The sequence below is a fragment of the Streptomyces sp. NPDC107538 genome (assembly GCF_055657445.1).
Genome location: NZ_JBVKAY010000019.1, coordinates 131590 through 152612, shown reverse-complemented (window position 1 = coordinate 152612; position 21023 = coordinate 131590). Strand labels below are relative to the sequence as shown.

19 protein-coding genes, 1 rRNA gene and 1 riboswitch are annotated in these 21023 nt (G+C 69.9%); of the genes, 14 read left to right on the top strand and 6 right to left on the bottom strand.

What is annotated here, in order from left to right; translation table 11 throughout:
- The 11 genes from rrf to ACZ7MG_RS39560 form a co-directional block, all read left to right on the top strand.
- Window positions 1–95 (top strand): 5S ribosomal RNA (rrf, locus tag ACZ7MG_RS39610); the annotation flags it as partial.
- Window positions 96–204: 109 nt separating this feature from the next.
- A complete protein-coding gene (locus ACZ7MG_RS39605) occupies window positions 205–813 on the top strand; it encodes a CDP-alcohol phosphatidyltransferase family protein (protein WP_471395564.1) in 609 nt (202 codons plus the stop codon).
- A gap of 115 nt (window positions 814–928) precedes the next feature.
- Window positions 929–3424 carry a sugar phosphate nucleotidyltransferase gene (locus ACZ7MG_RS39600; protein WP_471395563.1) on the top strand — a complete coding sequence of 832 codons (2496 nt, stop codon included), beginning with the start codon at window positions 929–931 and terminating at the stop codon, window positions 3422–3424.
- 98 nt (window positions 3425–3522) lie between these two features.
- Entirely contained in the window at window positions 3523–4425 is a 903-nt protein-coding gene (locus ACZ7MG_RS39595; protein WP_471395562.1) for a DUF881 domain-containing protein, read from the top strand.
- On the top strand, window positions 4422–4754 hold the full coding sequence (locus tag ACZ7MG_RS39590) for a small basic family protein (RefSeq protein ID WP_009343209.1): 333 nt from the start codon (window positions 4422–4424) through the stop codon (window positions 4752–4754). Before ACZ7MG_RS39595 ends, ACZ7MG_RS39590 begins: the two co-directional genes overlap by 4 nt.
- 5 nt (window positions 4755–4759) lie before the next feature.
- Window positions 4760–5635, top strand: a complete 876-nt coding sequence (locus ACZ7MG_RS39585; protein ID WP_471395561.1) for a DUF881 domain-containing protein — start codon at window positions 4760–4762, stop codon at window positions 5633–5635.
- Between the two features lie 61 nt (window positions 5636–5696).
- Entirely contained in the window at window positions 5697–6668 is a 972-nt protein-coding gene (locus tag ACZ7MG_RS39580) for an FHA domain-containing protein (RefSeq protein WP_471395560.1), read from the top strand.
- A gap of 43 nt (window positions 6669–6711) precedes the next feature.
- Entirely contained in the window at window positions 6712–7473 is a 762-nt protein-coding gene (gene ftsR / locus ACZ7MG_RS39575; protein ID WP_471395559.1) for a transcriptional regulator FtsR, read from the top strand.
- Window positions 7474–7557: 84 nt separating this feature from the next.
- Complete coding sequence (locus tag ACZ7MG_RS39570) at window positions 7558–8031, top strand: bifunctional nuclease family protein (RefSeq protein WP_005475662.1); 474 nt, start codon at window positions 7558–7560, stop codon at window positions 8029–8031.
- Between the two features lie 295 nt (window positions 8032–8326).
- Window positions 8327–9010: a MerR family transcriptional regulator gene (locus ACZ7MG_RS39565; protein ID WP_471395558.1), complete on the top strand. Its 684-nt coding sequence runs from the start codon at window positions 8327–8329 to the stop codon at window positions 9008–9010.
- Between the two features lie 111 nt (window positions 9011–9121).
- Window positions 9122–10459, top strand: coding sequence for a DNA polymerase IV (locus ACZ7MG_RS39560; RefSeq protein ID WP_471395557.1), 1338 nt, complete (start codon window positions 9122–9124; stop codon window positions 10457–10459).
- A 142-nt stretch (window positions 10460–10601) separates the two neighbouring features.
- On the opposite strand, the gene ACZ7MG_RS39555 is transcribed toward ACZ7MG_RS39560, so the two are convergent.
- A complete protein-coding gene (locus ACZ7MG_RS39555) occupies window positions 10602–10970 on the bottom strand; it encodes a PRC-barrel domain-containing protein (RefSeq protein ID WP_471395556.1) in 369 nt (122 codons plus the stop codon).
- A 124-nt stretch (window positions 10971–11094) separates the two neighbouring features.
- Window positions 11095–11191, top strand: a riboswitch (glycine riboswitch).
- 172 nt (window positions 11192–11363) lie between these two features.
- Here ACZ7MG_RS39555 and gcvP point away from each other — a divergent pair.
- Window positions 11364–14249 (top strand): aminomethyl-transferring glycine dehydrogenase, encoded by a 2886-nt coding sequence (gene gcvP / locus ACZ7MG_RS39550; RefSeq protein ID WP_471395555.1) that lies wholly within the window; start codon window positions 11364–11366, stop codon window positions 14247–14249.
- Window positions 14250–14365: 116 nt separating this feature from the next.
- On the opposite strand, the gene ACZ7MG_RS39545 is transcribed toward gcvP, so the two are convergent.
- The gene (locus ACZ7MG_RS39545) at window positions 14366–14563 is read right to left on the bottom strand and encodes a DUF5999 family protein (protein ID WP_471395554.1); all 198 of its coding nucleotides are present in this window, start codon (window positions 14561–14563) and stop codon (window positions 14366–14368) included.
- A 398-nt stretch (window positions 14564–14961) separates the two neighbouring features.
- Entirely contained in the window at window positions 14962–15546 is a 585-nt protein-coding gene (locus ACZ7MG_RS39540; RefSeq protein WP_471395553.1) for a hypothetical protein, read from the bottom strand.
- Window positions 15547–16116: 570 nt separating this feature from the next.
- Here ACZ7MG_RS39540 and ACZ7MG_RS39535 point away from each other — a divergent pair.
- Window positions 16117–17631 (top strand): glutamate-cysteine ligase family protein, encoded by a 1515-nt coding sequence (locus ACZ7MG_RS39535; RefSeq protein ID WP_471395552.1) that lies wholly within the window; start codon window positions 16117–16119, stop codon window positions 17629–17631.
- 88 nt (window positions 17632–17719) lie between these two features.
- Complete coding sequence (locus tag ACZ7MG_RS39530; RefSeq protein WP_471395551.1) at window positions 17720–18520, top strand: CPBP family intramembrane glutamic endopeptidase; 801 nt, start codon at window positions 17720–17722, stop codon at window positions 18518–18520.
- An 8-nt stretch (window positions 18521–18528) separates the two neighbouring features.
- Here ACZ7MG_RS39530 and ACZ7MG_RS39525 read toward each other — a convergent pair whose 3' ends face one another.
- The 3 genes from ACZ7MG_RS39525 to ACZ7MG_RS39515 form a co-directional block, all read right to left on the bottom strand.
- Window positions 18529–19338 carry a PhzF family phenazine biosynthesis protein gene (locus ACZ7MG_RS39525; RefSeq protein ID WP_471395550.1) on the bottom strand — a complete coding sequence of 270 codons (810 nt, stop codon included), beginning with the start codon at window positions 19336–19338 and terminating at the stop codon, window positions 18529–18531.
- A gap of 124 nt (window positions 19339–19462) precedes the next feature.
- Window positions 19463–20242, bottom strand: a complete 780-nt coding sequence (locus tag ACZ7MG_RS39520) for an SDR family NAD(P)-dependent oxidoreductase (protein WP_471395549.1) — start codon at window positions 20240–20242, stop codon at window positions 19463–19465.
- Window positions 20239–20985, bottom strand: coding sequence for an HAD family hydrolase (locus ACZ7MG_RS39515; RefSeq protein WP_471395548.1), 747 nt, complete (start codon window positions 20983–20985; stop codon window positions 20239–20241). Before ACZ7MG_RS39515 ends, ACZ7MG_RS39520 begins: the two co-directional genes overlap by 4 nt.
- Window positions 20986–21023 lie beyond the last annotated feature (38 nt).

The window sequence follows — 21023 nt, the reverse complement described above, 5'->3', positions numbered from 1 at the left end:
AAACGCCCGGTTACATTCCGAACCCGGAAGCTAAGCCTTACAGCGCCGATGGTACTGCAGGGGGGACCCTGTGGGAGAGTAGGACGCCGCCGAACTCCTTTTATAGCTCTGGCTCTTGGGCATCACGCCCAGGAGCCAGAGCTTTTTTGCGTTGAGGTAGGGTCAGGGAGCATCGTTGGCTCATTTCCCACAGGAGGCCCCCGGGTGGAGGTACAGGAGACCCGGGTCCAGACGGACCGGGTCCTCACCATCCCGAACATTCTCAGCATGGCGCGGCTCGTTGGTGTGCCCGTCTTCCTGTGGTTGGTTCTCTGGCCCGAGTTCGGCGGCCCCAAGGTCGACGGCTGGGCGTTCCTGGTGATCGCTCTCAGCGGCGTCAGTGACTATCTGGACGGCATGCTGGCGCGCCGCTGGAACCAGATCAGCAGCCTTGGCCGGCTCCTCGATCCCGCGGCTGACAGGCTGTACATTCTGTCGACTCTCGTGGGACTCACCTGGCGCGAGATTCTGCCCATGTGGTTGACCGCTGCACTGCTCTTGCGTGAGCTGGTTCTGCTGGTGATGGTGGGCATCCTCAGACGGCACGGCTATCCGCCGCCGCAGGTGAACTTCCTTGGGAAGGCGGCTACCTTCAACCTGATGGCCGCCTTCCCGTTGCTGCTGCTCAGTGACGGAAGTGGATGGATCTCGTCACTCGCTGCTATTTTCGGATGGGCGTTCGCAGGATGGGGTACAACGCTGTACTGGTGGGCAGGGATCCTCTACGTGGTTCAGGTCCGCCGACTCGTCAGTGCGGACGCCATGGCCGATTGAGCCCGCCCTATCGGGCGGCCGTAGTGGCTCGATGGCCCGCGTAGGAAAAGTGCGGGACAATCTGGACGGGTGAAGTCGGCTAGACCTTCGTCTCTTCAAGGAGGACGCTTCCGACATGAAGGCCGTCGTGATGGCCGGAGGCGAAGGCACACGCCTTCGCCCCATGACCTCGAGTATGCCCAAGCCGCTCCTGCCCGTGGCGAACCGCCCGATCATGGAGCACGTGCTGAGGCTGCTCAAAAGGCATGGGCTCAACGAGACCGTCGTTACTGTCCAGTTCCTGGCGTCACTCGTCAAGAACTACTTCGGTGATGGCGAGGAGCTCGGGATGGAGCTCACCTATGCCAATGAGGAGAAGCCACTCGGTACCGCCGGGAGCGTCAAGAACGCCGAAGAGGCGCTGAAGGACGATGCGTTCCTCGTCATCTCCGGCGATGCCCTCACGGACTTCGACCTCACCGAACTCATCAATTTCCACAAGGAAAAGGGTGCGCTGGTCACCGTCTGTCTGACCCGGGTACCGAATCCTCTGGAATTCGGTATCACGATCGTGGACGAGGAAGGGAAGGTCGAGCGGTTCCTGGAGAAGCCGACCTGGGGTCAGGTCTTCTCGGACACCGTGAACACGGGCATCTATGTGATGGAGCCCGAAGTCTTCGACTATGTCGAGGCCGATGTTCCCGTCGACTGGTCCGGTGATGTCTTCCCGCAGCTGATGAAGGAGGGCAAGCCGGTCTACGGCTATGTCGCCGAGGGCTACTGGGAGGACGTCGGTACGCACGAGAGCTATGTGAAGGCTCAGGCCGACGTCCTGGAGGGCAAGGTCGACGTCGAGATCGACGGGTTTGAGCTCTCGCCCGGAGTGTGGATCGCCGAGGGGGCCGAGGTGCACCCCGACGCTGTTCTCCGCGGACCCCTTTATGTCGGGGACTACGCCAAGGTCGAGGCCGGCGCGGAAATCCGTGAACACACCGTCGTCGGCTCGAACGTCGTCGTGAAGAGCGGGGCCTTCCTGCACAAGGCCGTGGTCCACGACAACGTCTACATCGGGCAGCACAGCAATCTGCGCGGATGCGTGGTCGGCAAGAACACCGACATCATGCGGGCCGCACGGATCGAGGACGGCGCCGTGATCGGCGATGAGTGTCTCGTCGGTGAAGAATCGATCATCCAAGGGAATGTGCGGGTCTATCCCTTCAAGACGATCGAGGCCGGCGCCTTCGTCAACACCTCGGTCATCTGGGAATCCCGGGGGCAGGCGCATCTGTTCGGCGCCCGTGGCGTCTCCGGCATTCTGAATGTCGAGATCACCCCCGAACTGGCCGTGCGACTCGCGGGAGCGTACGCGACGACCCTCAAGAAGGGCTCCACGGTCACCACCGCCCGAGACCACTCCCGAGGCGCCCGTGCGCTGAAGCGGGCGGTCATCTCGGCACTGCAGGCCAGCGCCATCGACGTACGGGACCTGGAGAACGTACCGCTGCCGGTGGCGCGGCAGCAGACCGCGCGGGGCAGTGCCGGCGGGATCATGATCAGGACGACGCCGGGGGTTCCGGACTCCGTCGACATCATGTTCTTCGACGGGCAGGGTGCCGACCTGTCGCAGGCCAGTCAGCGGAAGCTGGACCGGGTGTTCGCACGGCAGGAGTATCGGCGCGCGTTCCCCGGTGAGATCGGGGATCTGCATTTTCCGGCCAGCGTGTTCGACTCGTACACCGGCTCGTTGCTGCGGAACGTCGACACGACCGGGATCGCCGAGTCCGGGCTCAAGGTCGTCGTGGACGCGTCCAACGGCAGTGCCGGTCTCGTACTGCCGAGTCTGCTCGGCAAGCTGGGCGTCGACTCGTTGACGATCAACCCCGGTCTCGACGAGTCCAGGCCGACGGAGACCGGCGACATGCGGCGGTCGGGGCTGGTGCGCCTCGGCGAGATCGTGGCGTCGTCGCGGGCCGCGTTCGGTGTGCGGTTCGACCCCGTCGGCGAACGGCTGTCGCTCGTCGACGAGAAGGGGCGGATCGTCGAGGACGACCGGGCCCTGCTGGTCATGCTCGACCTGGTGGCCGCCGAGCGGCGCAGCGGGCGGGTGGCGCTGCCGGTGACCACGACGAGGATCGGTGAGCAGGTCGCGGCGTACCACGGGACGCAGGTCGAGTGGACGACCACCTCGCCGGACGACCTCACCCGCGTCGGCGGGGACGAGACGACGATCTTCGGCGGTGACGGGCGCGGCGGGTTCATCGTGCCCGAGTTCAGCAGCGTCTTCGACGGGACGGCCGCCTTCGTACGGCTCATCGGTCTGGTGGCGCGGACGCAGCTCACGCTCAGCCAGATCGACGCGCGGATCCCGCGGGCGCACGTCCTGAAGCGCGACCTCGCCACCCCGTGGGCCGTCAAGGGCCTGGTGATGCGCCGGGTCGTGGAGGCGGCCGGGGACCGGTTCGTCGACACCACCGACGGTGTGCGGGTCGTGGAGACCGACGGGCGGTGGGTGATGGTGCTGCCGGACCCGGCCGAGGCCGTCACGCATCTGTGGGCCGAGGGGCCCGACGACGCCTCCGCGCAGGCCCTGCTCGACGAGTGGTCGGCGGTCGTGGACAGCGCCGGCCGCTGAACCGTCTCGCACGCGCGCGTGCCGGACAAGTGCCCCCAACGGGGCCTGTCCGGCACGTGCGTGGGGCCATTCGGAGGTAGGGGCCGCGACGTGCGACGATGTGCGGCATGCCGCAGCAGCCCCCCGTTCGGAGCACACCCGCGCGCCCGTCGCGCCCGGATGCCTCCATGTCGCTGCTCACCAACGTCATGGATCACAGCCTCGACGACGGATACGCCGAGGCCGCCGCCCGCAGGAAGGCCGCGGGCACCGAGGGTCTGCCGAAAACGGTGCGGGCCAAGCTGGGGCTCGCGGTCGGTCTGGTGCTCGCCGCCCTGGTGGTGACGGTGGGCGCGGCGCAGGCGAGGATCAGCGCTCCCGTGGTCGCCAAGGAGCGCGAGGAGCTCATCGACCGCATCCAGCGGGAGACCGCCGCCGCGGACAAGCTCGAGGACTCCGTGGACGGACTCCGTGACGACGTCGGCGCACGGCAGCGCAAGGCGCTCAAGGACGACGGCGGCGACGGCAACGACCTGGTGAGCATCCTGTCGGGCGCCGTCGAAGTGCACGGCCCCGGCGTCCGGCTCGTCGTCAACGACTCCAAGGGCGCCGCCCAGGGCGGTGACGGCGACCCACGGGAGACGTCCGGGTTCTCGGACACCGGCCGGGTGCGCGACCGGGACATGCAGCGGGTCGTCAACGGGCTGTGGTCGTCGGGCGCCGAGGCCATCTCGATCAACGGGCAGCGGCTCACCGCGCTGTCGGCGATCAGGGCCGCCGGTGACGCGATACTGGTCGACAACAAGCCACTGGCGCCGCCCTACACGGTCCTCGCGGTGGGGGACGGGCAGCGGCTGAGCACCCGGTTCCAGAACAGCCCCGACGGGCTGTATCTGCACGCCCTCCAGGAGAACTTCGGCATCCGCACGAGCATCTCCGCGGAGGACGACATCAAGGTGCCGGCCGCGCCGAGCGTGATCGTACGAACAGCAGAACCCAGCACAGAGAAGGGCACATCGTGATCGCCGTACTGGGCCTCGTCCTCGGAGTCGTGGCCGGACTGTTGGTCCGGCCCGAGGTACCGGCGGTGGTCGAGCCGTATCTCCCCATCGCCGTGGTCGCGGCGCTCGACGCCGTCTTCGGCGGTCTGCGCGCGATGCTGGACGGCATCTTCGACGACAAGGTCTTCGTGGTGTCGTTCCTGTCGAACGTGGTCGTGGCCGCCCTGATCGTCTTCCTCGGCGACAAGTTGGGCGTCGGCGCCCAGCTGTCCACGGGCGTCGTGGTCGTCCTCGGTATCCGTATCTTCTCCAACGCCGCGGCGATCCGCCGGCACGTCTTCCGGGCGTGAGGCCGATGAACGAGCGGGACGAGACGCCGAAGCCGACCCCGGGCAAGGGCGGGGGAGACGACGACTCCCCGACCACGCAGCTGCGCCGGGAACTTCCCCAGGAAATGCCCTCCACGGCCGCCGAGGAGCCCGGTGAGGCGCCCCGGGACGAGCAGAACAAGGCGACCGGGCGGCAGCGGCTGGCCCAGGGGCTGTGGCCGCCGCGCTTCACCCGGGCCCAACTCATCGTGGCGCTCCTGCTGTTCGGCCTCGGATTCGGACTGGCCATCCAGGTGGCGTCCAACAACGACGACAGCGCCCTGCGCGGAGCACGTCAGGAAGACCTCGTACGCATCCTCGATGAACTGGATGACCGTACGCAGCGTCTGGAGGAGGAGAAGCAGGGTCTCGAGGATCAGCGCACCGAGTTGGAGAACAGCTCGGACCAGGCCGAGGAGGCACGCAAGCAGACGGTCGAGAAGGAACGGCAACTCGGCATTCTGGCGGGCACGGTGGCGGCGCAGGGACCCGGCATCACACTGACGATCGACGACACGAAGGGGACGGTCGAGGCGGACATGCTGCTCGACGCGATCCAGGAGCTGCGCGCGGCCGGCGCGGAGGCGATCCAGGTGAACGGCGTACGGGTCGTGGCGAGTACCTATCTGACCGATTCCGGTGAGGGAATCAGTGTCGACGGGAACAAGATCACCCAGCCGTTTCGTTTCAAGGTCATCGGCAACCCGCAGGACCTCGAACCCGCACTGAACATCCCCGGAGGCGTGGTGCAGACACTGGAGAAGGAGCAGGCCACTGTGACCGTGCGGCGGTCGGACAAGATCGTTGTGGACGCCTTGCGAGCGGTGAAGCAGCCTGACTACGCTCGGTCGTCCTCCCAGTGAACCGCAGGTGCATAGGGCCCGTCCGGCGAGGGCATGAGGTTGCGGGGGGTCGGCGCACCGAATGGGTGGTGCGTGGTGGAAACTGTCTGGTGGATACGGACGTTGTGAGGTTGTCCGGCTCGGCCGGTGTGTTCAGTCAGGGTTCGTCCTGCCCCACGGGCGGGTCTGTTTCGGTCAAGGGGAATCGCCCGTGAAGTTGTTTGCGAAGTTGTTCGGCAAGAGCGCGCGAGAGGGCAGCGACAACGCGACCTCCCGCCATCGCGCGCAGCCTTCGGAAGCGGAGGGCCAGGGCGGTGAGCGCCCCATGTTCCGTGACCAGGTCGCTGGTCCGGGAGGTGACATTTCCGGAGGTCAGGGCGCGCCGTCTGTTGACCCTGCCCAGTCGGGCCGCATAGGTTTCGGGGAACCGTCAACCTCAGGTACGGGTGGAGGGTTTACTTCAGACCCGTATGCGTCCCATGCCCCGGCGGGGCAGCCGCGGCAGGAGGATCCGTCGATGTCGGCCCTGGTGTGTACGAGGTGCGGTAACCGCAACGCGGAGAACAGCCGCTTCTGCTCGAACTGCGGGGCTCCGCTGCGGGCCGGCGCGACCCCCGAGCGTCCCTCCGAGACGACCTCGACGATCTCCATCTCCGGCCTTGAGGCCTATGACTCCGAGGTCACCGGCCAGACCCAGCTGCCGGCGCTCTCCCCGGAGGCCCAGGCCGCCGTCGACGCGCTGCCGCTCGGCTCGGCGCTGCTGGTGGTGCGCCGCGGTCCGAACGCGGGCAGCCGCTTCCTGCTGGACAGCGATCTGACCACGGCGGGCCGTCACCCCCAGAGCGACATCTTCCTGGACGACGTGACGGTGTCGCGTCGCCACGTGGAGTTCCGCCGAGGGCAGGACGGTTCGTTCACGGTCGCCGACGTGGGCAGCCTGAACGGCACGTACGTCAACCGTGAGCGGATCGACCAGGTCGCCCTGAACAACGGCGACGAGGTGCAGATCGGCAAGTACCGGCTGGTCTTCTACGCGAGCCAGCGGGGCTACTGACCCTCCCCCGGACCCCGGTCCGGGGGGACCCCAGGGAAGGTCCATGCTTCGAACAACGAGCGGTGGTGCCGACCACGGCACCGCCGCCGCGGACAGTGGCCTGATGAGCATCGGCACGGTGCTGAACGCGCTGCGCGAGGAGTTCCCCGAGGTAACCATCTCCAAGATCCGTTTCCTGGAGTCGGAGGGGCTCATCGAGCCGCAGCGGACCCCCTCGGGGTATCGCAAGTTCAGCGCCGAGGACGTCGAACGGCTCGGACACGTCCTCAGGATGCAGCGGGACCACTATCTGCCGCTCAAGGTCATCCGCGAGCATCTGGAGGCCCTGGAGCGCGGTGAGGACGTACGGCTGCCGTCCGTGGGGCGTCAGCGTGACGTCGGTGACGGAGAGCGCCTGAGCGAGTTCTTCGGCTTCGGGGAGCCCGAGGAGCCCACGGCGGCCCGGATCGGGCGCGGCGAGCTGGTGGCCGGCGCCGGGATCGACGAGGAGCAGCTGGCCGAGTGGGAGTCGTACGGGCTGGTGGCCCCGCTGCCGGACGGGTCGTACGACGCCGAGTGCCTCACGGTCGCCACGCTTGTGGTGGAACTGGGGCGGTTCGGTATCGAGCCCCGGCATCTGCGGGTGATGCGGGCCGCCGCGGACCGGGAGGCGGGGCTCGTCGACCAGGTCGTGGCGCCCCTGCGGCTGCACCGTAATCCGCAGACCAGAGCGCATGCGGAGGACCGGACGAGGGAGCTGGCCGGGCTCACGGTCAAGCTGCACGCCGCGCTCGTCCAGAGCGCGCTGGGTGTGCGGCTCCGCTGAGGTGCGGTGTTCGCCCGTGGCGGATCGGTGGGCCGATCCGAGCCCGACTACCCAAACATCCCGAGCACGGCCTAGGGTTGCTGTGTGAACGAGCTCGATGTCGTAGGTGTCCGGGTCGAAATGCCCTCCAACCAACCGATCGTGCTCCTGCGCGAAGTGGGAGGCGACCGTTACCTCCCCATCTGGATCGGGCCGGGGGAGGCGACGGCGATCGCTTTCGCCCAGCAGGGCATGGCCCCCGCGCGGCCGCTGACCCACGACCTGTTCAAGGACGTGCTGGAGGCCGTCGGCCAGGAGCTCACGGAAGTGCGCATCACGGACCTGCGTGAGGGCGTCTTCTACGCGGAGCTGGTGTTCGCCAGTGGGGTCGAGGTGAGTGCGCGGCCTTCCGACGCCATAGCGCTGGCGCTGCGCACCGGGACGCCGATCTTCGGCAGTGACGGGGTGCTCGACGACGCGGGCATCGCGATCCCGGACGAGCAGGAGGACGAGGTGGAGAAGTTCCGCGAGTTCCTCGACCAGATCTCGCCCGAGGACTTCGGTACGAACAGCCAGTGAGGCCGGGCGGGCGGTCGTACGGGGCCGAGGGCCCTGACACCGCCCGTGGTGGTTCGCGGCGGTCGGACGGGCTCTCGGGCCGGTCAGGGTGCCCGATCGGGGCCCGGCACATGCCAGGCGCCCGTGCGCTGTCGGGCAGCTGCGCCGAAGCGCATTCGGCTAGCCTTCCCCCACGGGAGGGCACGCGAAACCACTCTCAGGGTGATTATCACTCGGCGTGGCGAGTGCGGTGGTCGTTGACGCGCCCCTGGTGGCTGCCTACCGTCGATAAGGCAGGTCAAGGACGGAGGTCGGCGTGAGAAGCAGCGGCGACGGTACGGCTGGGGGTGCCCCCGGACGCAGGCTGGGGGACGGCGGCCCGTACCCTCCCCCAGGCTCTCGGCTCCGCTCGGGCTGGGGGGACCCCCATCACGGCAGCGCGGCCGGTCACGTTCCACAGCGACCCGCGGCCGTGCAGGACGGCGCGGAAGCGACGCCCGAGCCGCACGAGCACGTCGGCTACCGCGGCCCCACCGCGTGCGCGGCCGCCGGGATCACCTACCGCCAGCTCGACTACTGGGCCCGTACCGGTCTCGTGGAGCCGAGTGTGCGGTCCGCCCAGGGGTCGGGGACGCAGCGGCTCTACAGCTTCCGGGACGTCGTCGTCCTGAAGATCGTGAAACGGTTCCTCGACACCGGGGTCTCGCTCCAGAACATCCGCACCGCCGTCCAGCACCTGCGGGAGCGGGGCTTCAGTGATCTGGAGCGGATGACGCTGATGAGCGACGGGGCGACGGTCTACGAGTGCACCTCGCCCGACGAGGTCCATGCCCTGCTTCAGGGCGGCCAGGGGGTCTTCGGGATCGCCGTCGGGGTGGTCTGGCGTGACGTGGAAAGCGCTCTCTCCCAGCTGCACGGGGAGCGGGTCGACACGGGGGAGACGCTCATGGGCCACAACCCGTCGGACGAGCTGGCGCGGCGGCGGAACCGGGCGGTCTGAGCGGTCGGGCCGCGGTCGAGCTCCCTCCCCACCGCGCCGAGAGGAGCGCCCCTCCCCGCAGCGGCTGAGCGGTACGGGGCATTGTCAGTGGTGTAGGGCAGCATCGGAGATGTGAGAACCGCGCCCACGATCCTGCATCTCGACATGGACGCCTTCTACGCCTCGGCGGAGCAGGCCTCCAAGCCGAGTCTGCGGGGGAAAGCCGTTGTGGTGGGCGGGCTCGGGCCGCGTGGGGTGGTCGCGACCGCCTCGTACGAGGCGCGGGCCTTCGGGGTGCACTCGGCGATGCCGATGGCGCAGGCGCGCCGGCTCGCGCCCAACGCCGCGTATCTCACGCCGCGCTTCTCGTTCTACCGGGCGATCAGTGATCAGGTCATGGGGCTGTTGCGTGATCTGTCGCCGCTCGTAGAGCCCCTGAGCCTGGACGAGGCGTTCGTGGACCTGGAGGCCGGGGGCGCGGCCTCGGACGAGGCGTCGGCGCGGCTGGTGGGGGTGCGGTTGCGGGCGGACATCCGGGCGGTGACCGCGCTGACCGGGTCCGTGGGGCTCGCGGCCTCCAAGATGCTCGCGAAGATCGCCTCCGAGCAGGCCAAGCCGGACGGGCTGGTGCTGATCGAGCCGGGGACCGAGCGGGAGCTGCTGGGGCCGATGTCCGTGCGGATCCTGCCGGGAGTGGGGCCGGCGACCGGCGATCATCTGCGGCGGGCGGGGATCACCACGGTCGAGGAGATCGTGGAGGCGGGGGAGGACGAGGCCGTACGGCTGCTGGGGAAGGCCCATGGGCACGGGCTGTACGCGATGGCGCTGGCGCGGGACGACCGGGCGGTGGTGGCCGAGCGGGACACGAAGTCGGTGTCGGTGGAGGACACGTACGACGTGGACATCCACGACCGGGTGCGGGTGCGGATGGAGGTGCAGCGGCTCGCGGACCGGTGTGTGCGCAGGTTGCGGGAGGCCGGGCTGTCGGGGCGGACGATCGTGCTGAAGGTGCGGCGCTACGACTTCTCGACGCTGACCCGGTCCGAGACCCTGCGGGGGCCCACGGACGATCCCGCGGTGGTGCGGGAGGCCGCCGGGCGGTTGCTGGAGTCCGTGGACACGACGGGTGGGGTGCGGTTGCTCGGGGTGGGGGTCAGTGGGCTCGCCGACTACACGCAGGAGGACCTGTTCGCGCAGGCGGCGGGGGAGCCGGAGTTCGTGGAGGAGGAGGCGGTGGCCGCGGAGGTGCCTGTGGCGGAGATGAGCGCGGGGGCCGAGCGGCAGTGGCGGGCCGGGCATGACGTGCGGCATGTCGAGTACGGGCACGGGTGGGTGCAGGGGAGTGGGCTGGGGCGGGTGACCGTGCGGTTCGAGAGGCCGGACGACTTGGGGCCCGGGCGTGTACGGACCTTCCGGACCGATGACCCGGGGCTGGAGCCGGCGGAGCCGTTGCCGTTGGTGCGGGGCTGAGGCCGCCGGGGTCGGGGGGTGGGGGTGGGGGTGACGAGGGTGGTCGGCTGCGGGTGTGTGGGGGTTCTCGCGCAGTTCCCCGCGCCCCTGAAAAACACGGTCCTGCGGGCCGGAGGCGTCGGGGCCAGCCTCGATTTTCGGGTCAGGCGTCGTCCTGGCCTGCCACGTGGCCGAAGTCGTGGTCCACGGGTGGGGGCGGGGCTATGTCGAGGCCGTAGTGGTGGTAGAGCTGGAGTTCTTGTTCGGGGGAGAGGTGGCGGCCCACGCCGAAGTCGGGGGCGTCCTTGATGAGGGCGCGGTCGAAGGGGACGTGGAGGGTGCCTTCGACGAGTTCGCTGGGCTCCAGGGGGACGAAGGCGTCGCGGCCGAAGAGGCCCATGCGTATCGCGGCCCACTCGGGGACGCCGGTCGCGTCGTCGAGGTAGACCTCGTCCACGGTGCCGATCTTGCTGCCTTTGCGGTCGAACGCCTTGCGGCCGATCAGATTGCGCGGATCGATGTCGGTCTGCACGGGCCCTCCATGTGGTCGCAAAGGGGTGGCGCATCGTGTCTCATCCCTACGAAAAGCCACATCGGGGGCGGCGGCCACTCGAAGACCCGTGCGTCGACCGCGCTGATACGCTGGCAGCGGCTGTCGACCCCGTGCGGGAGAGTCCTCCGGACACCATCCGGAGGCGCCGAAGGAGCAACTCCTCCCCGGAATCTCTCAGGCTCACGTACCGCACGGACGAGGTCACTCTGGAAAGCAGAGCGGGTGTCACGGCTTCCGCTCTCACCGACGGTGAAAGCCGGTCCGTACCTGGACCGGTGAAGCTCTCAGGTCGAGATGACAGAGGGGGAGGCCGTTCGGGCACCTGTGCCGTGGTGCCCCTCGAAGGTCGTGTCAGACCAGGAGGCCTCCGTAATGACCGCCCATCGCATTCCGCTCTCCGAACTCGAACAGGGAATCCCCTTCGAGCGGCGCCACATCGGCCCCGACGTCGAGGCCCGGGCCAAGATGCTCGCGCATGTCGGGTACGGCTCGCTCGACGAGCTGACGGCGGCCGCGGTCCCGGATGTGATCAAGAACGCCGAGGCGCTGGATCTGCCGGGCGCGCGCACCGAGGCCGAGGTCCTCGCCGAGCTGCGTTCGCTCGCGGACCGCAACCAGGTGCTGGGTTCCATGATCGGGCTCGGGTACTACGGGACGTTCACACCGCCCGTCATCCTGCGCAACGTGATGGAGAACCCGGCCTGGTACACCGCCTACACGCCGTACCAGCCCGAGATCTCCCAGGGACGGCTGGAGGCGCTGCTCAACTTCCAGACCGTCGTCGCCGAGCTGACCGGGCTGCCCACCTCCGGGGCCTCGCTGCTGGACGAGGGGACCGCCGCCGCCGAGGCCATGGCGTTGTCCCGGCGCATGGGGAAGAACAAGAAGGGGCTGTTCCTCGTCGACGCGGACGCGCTGCCGCAGACGATCGCCGTGATCGAGACCCGTGCCGAGCCGACCGGCGTCGAGGTCGTCGTGGCCGACCTCAGCCAGGGGATTCCGGCCGAGATCGCCTCCCGTGAGATCAACGGGGTGCTGCTGCAGTACCCGGGCGCCTCCGGTGTCGTACGTGATCTGAAGCCGGTCGTCGAGCAGGCGCACGAGCTCGGTGCGCTCGTCACCGTCGCCGCCGATCTGCTGGCCCTGACGCTGCTGGTCTCGCCCGGTGAGCTGGGGGCCGACATCGCGGTGGGGACGACGCAGCGGTTCGGTGTGCCGATGGGCTTCGGCGGGCCGCACGCGGGCTACATGGCCGTACAGGAGAAGTTCGCGCGCAGCCTGCCCGGGCGGCTCGTGGGCGTCTCCGTGGACGCGGACGGGCACAAGGCGTACCGGCTCGCCCTGCAGACGCGGGAGCAGCACATCCGCCGGGAGAAGGCGACCAGCAACATCTGTACGGCACAGGTGCTGCTCGCCGTGATGGCCGGGATGTACGCCGTCTACCACGGACCCGAGGGGCTGCGGACCATCGCCCGGCGTACGCACCGCTACGCCACGGTGCTCGCCGCGGGGCTCACCGCCGGTGGGATCGAGGTCGTACACGGGGCGTACTTCGACACGCTCACCGTGCGGGTGCCGGGACGGGCCGGTGAGGTCGTGGCCGCCGCCCGCGAACATGGCGTGAACCTGCACCTGGTGGACGCCGACCTGGTGTCGATCTCCTGCGACGAGACCACCACCCGGGCCCAGCTGGGCGCCGTATGGACCGCGTTCGGGGTGGAGGGGGACGTCGAGGCCCTCGACGCCGCGGCCGAGGACACGCTGCCCGAGGGGCTGCTGAGGTCGGACGACTACCTCACGCACCCGGTGTTCCACGAGTACCGCTCCGAGACCGCGATGCTGCGCTATCTGCGCCGGCTCGCCGACCGGGACTACGCGCTGGACCGGGGCATGATCCCGCTGGGCTCCTGCACGATGAAGCTCAACGCGACCACCGAGATGGAGCCGGTGACCTGGCCGGAGTTCGGGCAGCTGCACCCGTTCGCGCCCGCCGGGCAGGCGCAGGGGTATCTGACGCTCATCCGGGAGCTGGAGGAGCGGCTCGCGGAGGCCACCGGGTACGACAAGGTGTCGTTGCAGCCGAACGCGGGCTCGCAGGGTGAGCTGGCCGGGCTGCTGGCCGTACGTGGTTACCACCGGGCCAACGGGGACGAGCAGCGGGTCGTGTGCCTCATCCCGTCCTCCGCGCACGGCACCAACGCCGCGAGCGCCGTAATGGCAGGCATGAAGGTCGTCGTCGTGAAGACCGCCGAGGACGGTGAGATCGACGTCGAGGATCTGCGGGCGAAGATCGAGCAGTACCGCGACGAGTTGTCCGTGCTGATGATCACCTACCCGTCCACGCACGGGGTGTTCGAGGAGCATGTGGCCGACATCTGCGCGCAGGTGCACGACGCGGGCGGTCAGGTGTACGTCGACGGCGCCAACCTCAACGCGCTGGTGGGGCTCGCCAAGCCGGGGCACTTCGGTGGTGACGTCTCGCACCTCAACCTGCACAAGACGTTCTGCATCCCGCACGGCGGGGGTGGGCCGGGCGTCGGTCCGGTGGGGGTGCGCGAGCACCTGGCGCCGTACCTGCCCAACCACCCGCTGCAGCCCGCGGCCGGTCCGGAGACGGGCGTGGGCCCGATCTCGGCGGCGCCCTGGGGGTCGGCGGGCATCCTGCCGATCTCCTGGGCGTACGTCCGGCTCATGGGCGGTGAGGGGCTCAAGCGGGCCACGCAGGTGGCGGTGCTCAGCGCCAACTACATCGCCAAGCGGCTGGAGCCGCACTACCCGGTGCTGTACACCGGCCCCGGCGGGCTCGTGGCGCACGAGTGCATCGTCGATCTGCGGCCGCTGGCCAAGTCGACCGGGGTGAGCGTCGACGACATCGCCAAGCGGCTGATCGACTACGGCTTCCACGCGCCGACGATGTCGTTCCCCGTGGCCGGGACGCTGATGATCGAGCCGACCGAGTCGGAGGACCTCGGCGAGCTGGACCGGTTCTGTGACGCGATGATCGCGATCCGCGCGGAGATCGAGAAGGTCGGCTCGGGCGAGTGGCCGGCGGACGACAACCCGCTGCGCAACGCCCCGCACACCGCCGCCGCGCTCGGCGGCGACTGGGAGCACGCCTACACGCGCGCGGAGGCCGTCTTCCCGGCCGGGGTCTCGCCCGCCGACAAGTACTGGCCGCCGGTGCGCCGGATCGACCAGGCCTACGGTGACCGGAACCTGGTCTGCTCCTGCCCGCCGCTGGACGCTTACGAAGAGTAGTCGGACGCGGATACGCGTCGGGGCCGGTTCGGAGAGTGCTTCTCCGGCCGGCCCCTCTTCTGTCCGGGCGGACGTCCTGTGCGGGGACGCTCACCCTGTGCGCACGTGAGTGCGGCTCAGGCGGCTGTCACCACGCCCATCGGGCGGTGCGGTGCGATGATCTGGCCGTCCGGCAGGAGCTCACCGGTGTCCTCGAAGAGCAGAACGCCGTTGCAGAGCAGGCTCCATCCCTGCTCCGGGTGGTGCGCCACGAGTCGGGCGCCTTCCCGGTCGGCGGACTCGGCAGTCGGGCACAGTGGCTGGTGCTGGCACATGGTTGTTGGGATCTTTCGGTTTGTCGTGTGGTCTGAGATGGCTGGTTTGTCTGTCCCGCGGCTTGATGCCCCGTTCATGGCCGCCCCCCGTTGATAAATCGGTCCGGTCCCAGTGTTGCCCCACGGGCGTCAATCCGCAGGCATTTCGCAGCACGGCTTCTTCACAGGTTGATGACGCAACCCTCGCGCGGACGGTTCATCCCAACCGTACTGTCCCTTCGGGTGGTTCACCGTGGTCGGATGGGGCTAGTCCGGCGGGGGAAGGGCGAGCGAATAGCTCGTACGAGCGTATTGGCGCCCGAAAGAGCGGGAATTCTCGGTAACGGAAAACAAGGGCCCCGCCGCCGGTATATCGGCGGCGGGGCACGAGCGGTACGTGGGGCGGAGTGGCCCTGATTTCAGGCGGGCGATCCGAGGAGTGGGGCGGGTGTCAGCCGGGTGGTCAGCACCGGGAGGAGATCGGCGACCGGGTGTGGGCGGTGGGCGGCGATGCCGGGCGGTGCGGGCGCCAGCGGGACCAGCAGGTCGGTGGGTGCCGGGTGGCCGGTGGCGCCGTCGGCGGTGGGGTCGGCGTGCAGCCAGAGCGTGAGCATGTACAGCTCGGGCACCGACAGCAGGCGTGGTTGGTAGGGCTGCTGCATGACCTCGGCCTGGCGCAGGGCGCGCTCGGTGGAGGTGATGTACGGGCCCTCGAAGAAGTGCGAGAACGCCCAGCCGTCCGGGGTCAGCCGGGTCTCGGCGGCGGCCACGGCGCGGTCGCCGCAGCGGATCAGGAACCGCCATCCGGTGAGCCGGGTGGCGCCCGTGCCCTCCGGGGTGATCCGGTCGAGCACATGGACGGGCAGCGGGAGTTCGGGTGTGGCCGGACCCTGGGCGTTCTTCAGGGCGGGGGTTCGCGCCTCGTGGACGGCGGTGGGAGAACCGAGTGCCGTGAGGACGGTGCGCAGGGCGGGCGCGGGAGCCGGGGGGACATGCAGCGGCATGGTGGGTCGCCTCTCAATTCGACAGGCACGGTGGCGCGAGGGCGGGGGCGGACGGCGCTGTCAGCTCTCGGGGATCGGAGAGACGGATGCCCGGGGTCCGGTGCGTGGGTCGGGTCCGCCGCCCTGGGCCTGACGGCAGGACCGAGGACCGCGGGTGCCGGCTCTCAGCCTCGTTTGCGGAGTTTATACGACACGTGTTCAGCTGAGGTTTCGTCTAGCCGTTCCGAATATGAAGAGCAAGGCGGTATCCGGTCTCCGGAACACGGACGTCACCCCGCTTTTCCAGGGGGGTGCGTCGGTGACCTCGGATTACCCTCGCGTAGCGGACGGCCGGTTCTCGTCGGCGCTTTTCACGAAAGCATCCAGGGTAGAAAGCGCGTGCTCATTCTTGCCCGCTGAATGTGCCAGAAGCACGCCGAGTGAATAAGGTCGGAGGTGACCGCGCTCAGCCTAGCGTGTGCAGGTCGCGCGTAGGACGTTATCGGTGGCTCTGCCTGGGCATCATCATCCGTGGACCTGGGACAGCAGTGGCCGGTTCGTCGGCCTGCCCATCCGAGGAGGGATACTTCGATGGGGGAGAAGGTCGTGGCGGGGCCGTTTGGCCTCTCTGATCGCCAGCAGTACCGCGACAAGCTCCGGCAGTGCCTGGCGGGGCTGGCGCGGCTGCTGGAGGAGAAGCGGTTCGACCGCCCCAAGAACCTCATGGGTGTGGAGATCGAGCTGAACCTCGTCGACGGCGACGGTCAGCCGAGAATGATGAATGCGCAAGTACTGGAGCGGATTGCGAGCCGAGATTTCCAAACAGAACTCGCCATGTTCAATCTGGAAGTCAACATTGCTCCACACCGGCTGGGCGGCCGGGTATTCGACCAGCTTTCCGAGGAGCTGCGCACCTCCCTCGCCTATGCCGACCGCAAGGCGATCGAGGTGGGCGCGGGAATCGTGATGATCGGCATTCTGCCGACGCTGGGCCGGGACGACCTGGTCTCGTCGAATCTCTCGGCGGGCGACCGCTACACCCTGCTCAACGACCAGATCGTCGCCGCCCGCGGTGAGGATTTCACCCTGGACATCGACGGGGTGGAGCGGCTCGTCTGCACCTCGAAGTCCATCGCGCCCGAGGCCGCCTGCACCTCGGTGCAGCTGCATCTCCAGGTCACCCCGGGCCGGTTCGCCGATGTGTGGAACGCCGCCCAGGCGGTCACCGCCGCGCAGATCGCCATCGGCGCCAACTCGCCGTTCCTGTTCGGGCACGAGCTGTGGCGGGAGTCGCGCCCGCCGCTCTTCCAGCAGTCCACCGACACCCGGCCGCCCGAGCTCCAGGCCCAGGGGGTGCGGCCGCGGACCTGGTTCGGGGAGCGGTGGATCTCCTCGGCGTTCGATCTCTTCGAGGAGAACCTGCGCTTCTTCCCGGCGCTGCTGCCCATCTGCGACGACGAGGACCCGATGGACGTCCTCGACGCGGGCGGTGTCCCCTCGCTCGCCGAACTCACCCTGCACAACGGCACGATCTACCGCTGGAACCGGCCTGTCTACGGCATCGCCGACGGGGTCCCGCATCTGCGGGTCGAGAACCGGGTCCTGCCCGCCGGGCCGACCATCACGGACGTCATCGCCAACGCGGCCTTCTACTACGGGGTCGTCCGCGCCCTCGCCGAGGAGTCGCGGCCCGTGTGGACGCGGCTGCCGTTCGAGGCCGCCGCCGCCAACTTCGACGAGGCGTGCCGGCACGGCATCGACGCCCGACTGCAGTGGCCGCGCGGGCGCTACGGCGGCGTCGGACCGGTGGACGCGGTGAACCTCGTACGGGACGAGCTGTTGCCGCTCGCGGCGGTGGGGCTCGACGCGTGGGGGGTCGAGCCGGTCGACCGGGACTTCTATCTCGGGGTGATCGAGGAGCGCTGCCGGCGTCGGGTCAACGGGGCGTCCTGGCAGGTGGAAACGTTCCATCGGGCGCTTGCCAAGGGGCTCGGCAGGGATGCGGCGCTGGCCGCCACCACCCGGCGGTACGGCGAGCTGATGCACTCCGGGGAGCCGGTCCACAGTTGGCCGGTCGGGCTGCCGGAGCCGGTGCTACTGGGCTGAGGGCCGCTGTGAGGTAAGCCGCCGGAATGTCCGGGACCGCCGCGGGTGATGATGGACCCTCGGCGGGGCCGGACAACTGGAGGCGTGGGTGCAGGGGCAGGCGGAGTCGGTGGAGGGTGCGCTGCCGGGGGAGCGGCCGGGGCGGCGGATCCTGAGGGACGAGACACTGCTCGTCCTCGCGGTCTCGCTCGGCGCGAGCGGGGTGTCCGCGCTGATCAGCTTCATCGGCTCGGTCACCAAACCGGGCGGACTGAAGGACCAGGCGGCCACCATGAACGCCTCGGCCGCGCCCGGGCGGCCCTGGCTGGACCTCGCGTGGCAGCTTTTCGGGATCACGACCGCCCTGGTGCCCGTGGCCCTGGTCGCGCACTTCCTGCTGCGCGAGGGCGCCGGGCTGCGCACCCTCGGCTTCGACCGGACGAAGCCGTGGCCCGACCTCGGGCGGGGCGCGGCGATCGCCGCGGTGATCGGCAGCACGGGCATCGCCTTCTATCTGGCGGCCCGCGAACTCGGCTTCAACCTCACGGTGGTGCCGGAGGCGCTGCCCGAGGCGTGGTGGAAGTACCCCGTGCTGATCCTCTCCGCGATCCAGAACGCGGTCCTCGAAGAGGTCATCGTGGTCGGGTATCTGCTGCGCCGGCTCCAGCAGTTGGGCTGGTCACCGGGGAGCGCGCTCGCCGCCAGCTCGGTGCTGCGCGGGTCCTACCACCTCTACCAGGGCATCGGCGGCTTCGTCGGCAACATGGTGATGGGCGTGGTCTTCGTCTATCTGTACCGGCGGTGGGGGCGAGTGGGCCCGCTCGTGGTGGCCCACTCGCTGCTCGACATCGGGGCGTTCGTGGGGTACGCGCTGCTGGCGGGGAAGGTGCCCTGGCTGCCCACGCCCTGAGGGGCGGGTCAGGCGAGGAGTTCGCCGTCGATGACCGTGACCGCGCGGCCGGAGAGCAGGGTGCGGTCGCCGCGGAGTTCGGTGCGGACCCGGCCCGAGCGGGCGGAGGCCTGGAGGCCGGTGAGGTCCGGGCTGCCCAGGCGCTCGGACCAGTACGGGGCGAGGGCGGTGTGGGCGCTGCCCGTGACCGGGTCCTCGTCGATGCCGAGGTTCGGGAAGAAGCAGCGCGAGACGTAGTCGTGGCCGGCGGCGGGGTCCGCGGCGCGGGCGGTGGCGATGATGCCGCGCGCGGAGTAGCGGCCGAGGGAGCGCAGGTCGGGGGCGAGGCCCAGGACCGTCTTCTCGTCGGCGAGTTCCACCAGCAGGTCGCCGACGTTCGGGCCGGTGTCGACGGCGCCGAGCGGCTCCGCGCCCAGGGCCTCGGCGACGCCGTCGGGGACGGCGACCGGGGTGAGGGGCGCGGTCGGGAAGTCGAGGGTGAGGGAGCCGTCCGGCCGGGGCGTGGCGACGAGGACACCGCTGCGGGTGGCGAACCGGACCGGGCCCTCGTGGGTGTGCGTGTCGGCCAGGACGTGCGCGGTGGCCAGGGTGGCGTGACCGCACATCGCCACCTCGGCGACCGGTGTGAACCAGCGCAGCGCCCAGTCGGCCTCGCCACCCTCGGGGAGGGGGTGGGTGAACGCGGTCTCGGCGTGGTTGACCTCCTTGGCCACGTTCTGCAGCCAGGCGTCGTCGGGGAAGGCGTCGAGGAGGAGGACTCCGGCGGGGTTGCCGGAGAAGGGGCGGTCGGTGAAGGCGTCCACGATACGAATGCGCATGGGACGACGCTAGGCGGTCGGTGGAGACGCGGGCCAAGGCCAATTCCGGGAAGGTGGACCGGATTTCGGGGGCCATTCGGTCGAGGTCGTGCGGCGGGACCTCGTACGGCGTCGGGCCGGTGGGTCAGTGGACGGAGAAGCCGCCGTCCACGCAGATCGACTGCCCGGTGATGTAGCCGGCGGAGCGGCCCGCCAGGAACACGGCCGCCCCGGCGAAGTCGTCGGCCAGGCCGTTGCGGCCGGCCAGGGTGCGTGCGGCGAGGGCGGCCACCTTCTCCGGGTCGGACGACAGCCGGGTGTTGAGCGGGGTCGGGACGAAGCCGGGGACCAGGGTGTTGCAGGTGACGCCGTGGGGCGACCACTCCTCGGCCTGTGAGCGGGCCAGCGACTCCAGCGCGCCCTTGGAGACGCCGTATGCGCCGCTGCGGACGAACGCCCGGTGTGCCTGCTGGGAGGTGATGTGGATGATGCGGCCGTAGCCCCGCTCGGCCATGCCGGGGCCGAAGCGCTGGCCCAGCAGGAAGGGCGCGTCCAGGTTCACGGCCATGGTGGTGTCCCAGACGTCCTCGCCCAGTTCGCTCAGCGGGGGACGCAGGTTGATGCCCGCGCTGTTGACGAGGATGTCGGGCTCGCCGAACGCCTCGGCCGCCTGCTCCGCCGCCGCGCGCACACCGGCCCTGGTGCTCAGGTCGGCGCTGACCCCGGCCGACCGGCAGCCGTCCGCCGTCAGTTCGTCGACCGTGGCCGTCAGCTCCGCCTCCCTGCGCGCGACGATCACCACGCGCGCGCCCGCGCGGGCCAGAGCTCCGGCGATGGCCTTGCCGATGCCGGAGCTGCCGCCCGTCACCACGGCGACCCGGCCGTCCAGCGAGAACAGTGCGGAGAGGTAGCTGTCGGAGATCATTCCCGCACTGTAGAGGGCGGGTCGACGGGTGGGGTGTGCGGGGGAGTGCTGGACTCCTGCCCGGTCGGCGGGGGCGTGCCGATCCGGCCCGGTCGGCCCGGGGTGCTGATGACGTGGTCGATCGCGGAGGTCACGTCGGCCGTGATGTGGGTGGGCCGGGGGGTGTGCTCGGGCCAGGTGCGGCCGTGGGACACCCACACGCTGTGCAGGCCGAGCGCGGCGGCGCCCGCGATGTCGGCGTGCGGTGAGTCGCCGACGACCCAGGCGCCGGGCAGGGGGAGGCCGACGGCGGCGGCCGCGGCGTGGAAGATCTCCGGCTCCGGCTTCTTGTGGCCGACGGTCTCGGAGACGACCCAGCCCCGGACCAGACGGTCGAGGCCGGTGGCGCGGATCTTCTTCTCCTGCTGGGCGGTGCGGCCGTTGGTGACGATCACACAGGTCCAGTCGGCCGCCCGGGCTCGGCCCAGTGCCTCACGGGTGGCGGGGGCGAGGACCACGCGGTCGGCGGCGCCGGTGTCGAGCAGGGCGCGGACGGCGGTGGGCGGCACCGAGTGCGCGTAGCGGTCGGTCAGAGCGGCGGCGACCTCGGGGCGGGTCGCGTAACCGCCGGCGTCGACGGTCATGACCCACGCCAGGTCGGTGTCGGGCAGGCCGTGCGCGGCGAGGAAGGCGGCCGCGGCGTCGCGGAAGGCCGCGTCGCGGTCGACCAGGGTGTTGTCGAGGTCGAGCAGCAGCAGGGGCATGGGCGGCAGTAGATCACGGCGGCGATGTGTGGCGGGGA

Bases quoted from the DNA above. Each gene is read 5' to 3' on its own strand.
- ACZ7MG_RS39535 (WP_471395552.1), top strand. From the start codon at position 16,117: ATGGGGGAGAAGGTCGTGGCGGGGCCGTTTGGCCTCTCTGATCGCCAG.
- ACZ7MG_RS39520 (WP_471395549.1), bottom strand. From the start codon at position 20,242: ATGATCTCCGACAGCTACCTCTCCGCACTGTTCTCGCTGGACGGCCGG.
- ACZ7MG_RS39545 (WP_471395554.1), bottom strand. From the start codon at position 14,563: ATGTGCCAGCACCAGCCACTGTGCCCGACTGCCGAGTCCGCCGACCGG.
- gcvP (WP_471395555.1), top strand. From the start codon at position 11,364: ATGACCGCCCATCGCATTCCGCTCTCCGAACTCGAACAGGGAATCCCC.
- ACZ7MG_RS39580 (WP_471395560.1), top strand. From the start codon at position 5,697: ATGGGTGGTGCGTGGTGGAAACTGTCTGGTGGATACGGACGTTGTGAG.
- ACZ7MG_RS39525 (WP_471395550.1), bottom strand. From the start codon at position 19,338: ATGCGCATTCGTATCGTGGACGCCTTCACCGACCGCCCCTTCTCCGGC.
- ftsR (WP_471395559.1), top strand. From the start codon at position 6,712: ATGCTTCGAACAACGAGCGGTGGTGCCGACCACGGCACCGCCGCCGCG.
- ACZ7MG_RS39600 (WP_471395563.1), top strand. From the start codon at position 929: ATGAAGGCCGTCGTGATGGCCGGAGGCGAAGGCACACGCCTTCGCCCC.
- ACZ7MG_RS39595 (WP_471395562.1), top strand. From the start codon at position 3,523: ATGTGCGGCATGCCGCAGCAGCCCCCCGTTCGGAGCACACCCGCGCGC.
- ACZ7MG_RS39585 (WP_471395561.1), top strand. From the start codon at position 4,760: ATGAACGAGCGGGACGAGACGCCGAAGCCGACCCCGGGCAAGGGCGGG.
- ACZ7MG_RS39540 (WP_471395553.1), bottom strand. From the start codon at position 15,546: ATGCCGCTGCATGTCCCCCCGGCTCCCGCGCCCGCCCTGCGCACCGTC.
- ACZ7MG_RS39515 (WP_471395548.1), bottom strand. From the start codon at position 20,985: ATGCCCCTGCTGCTGCTCGACCTCGACAACACCCTGGTCGACCGCGAC.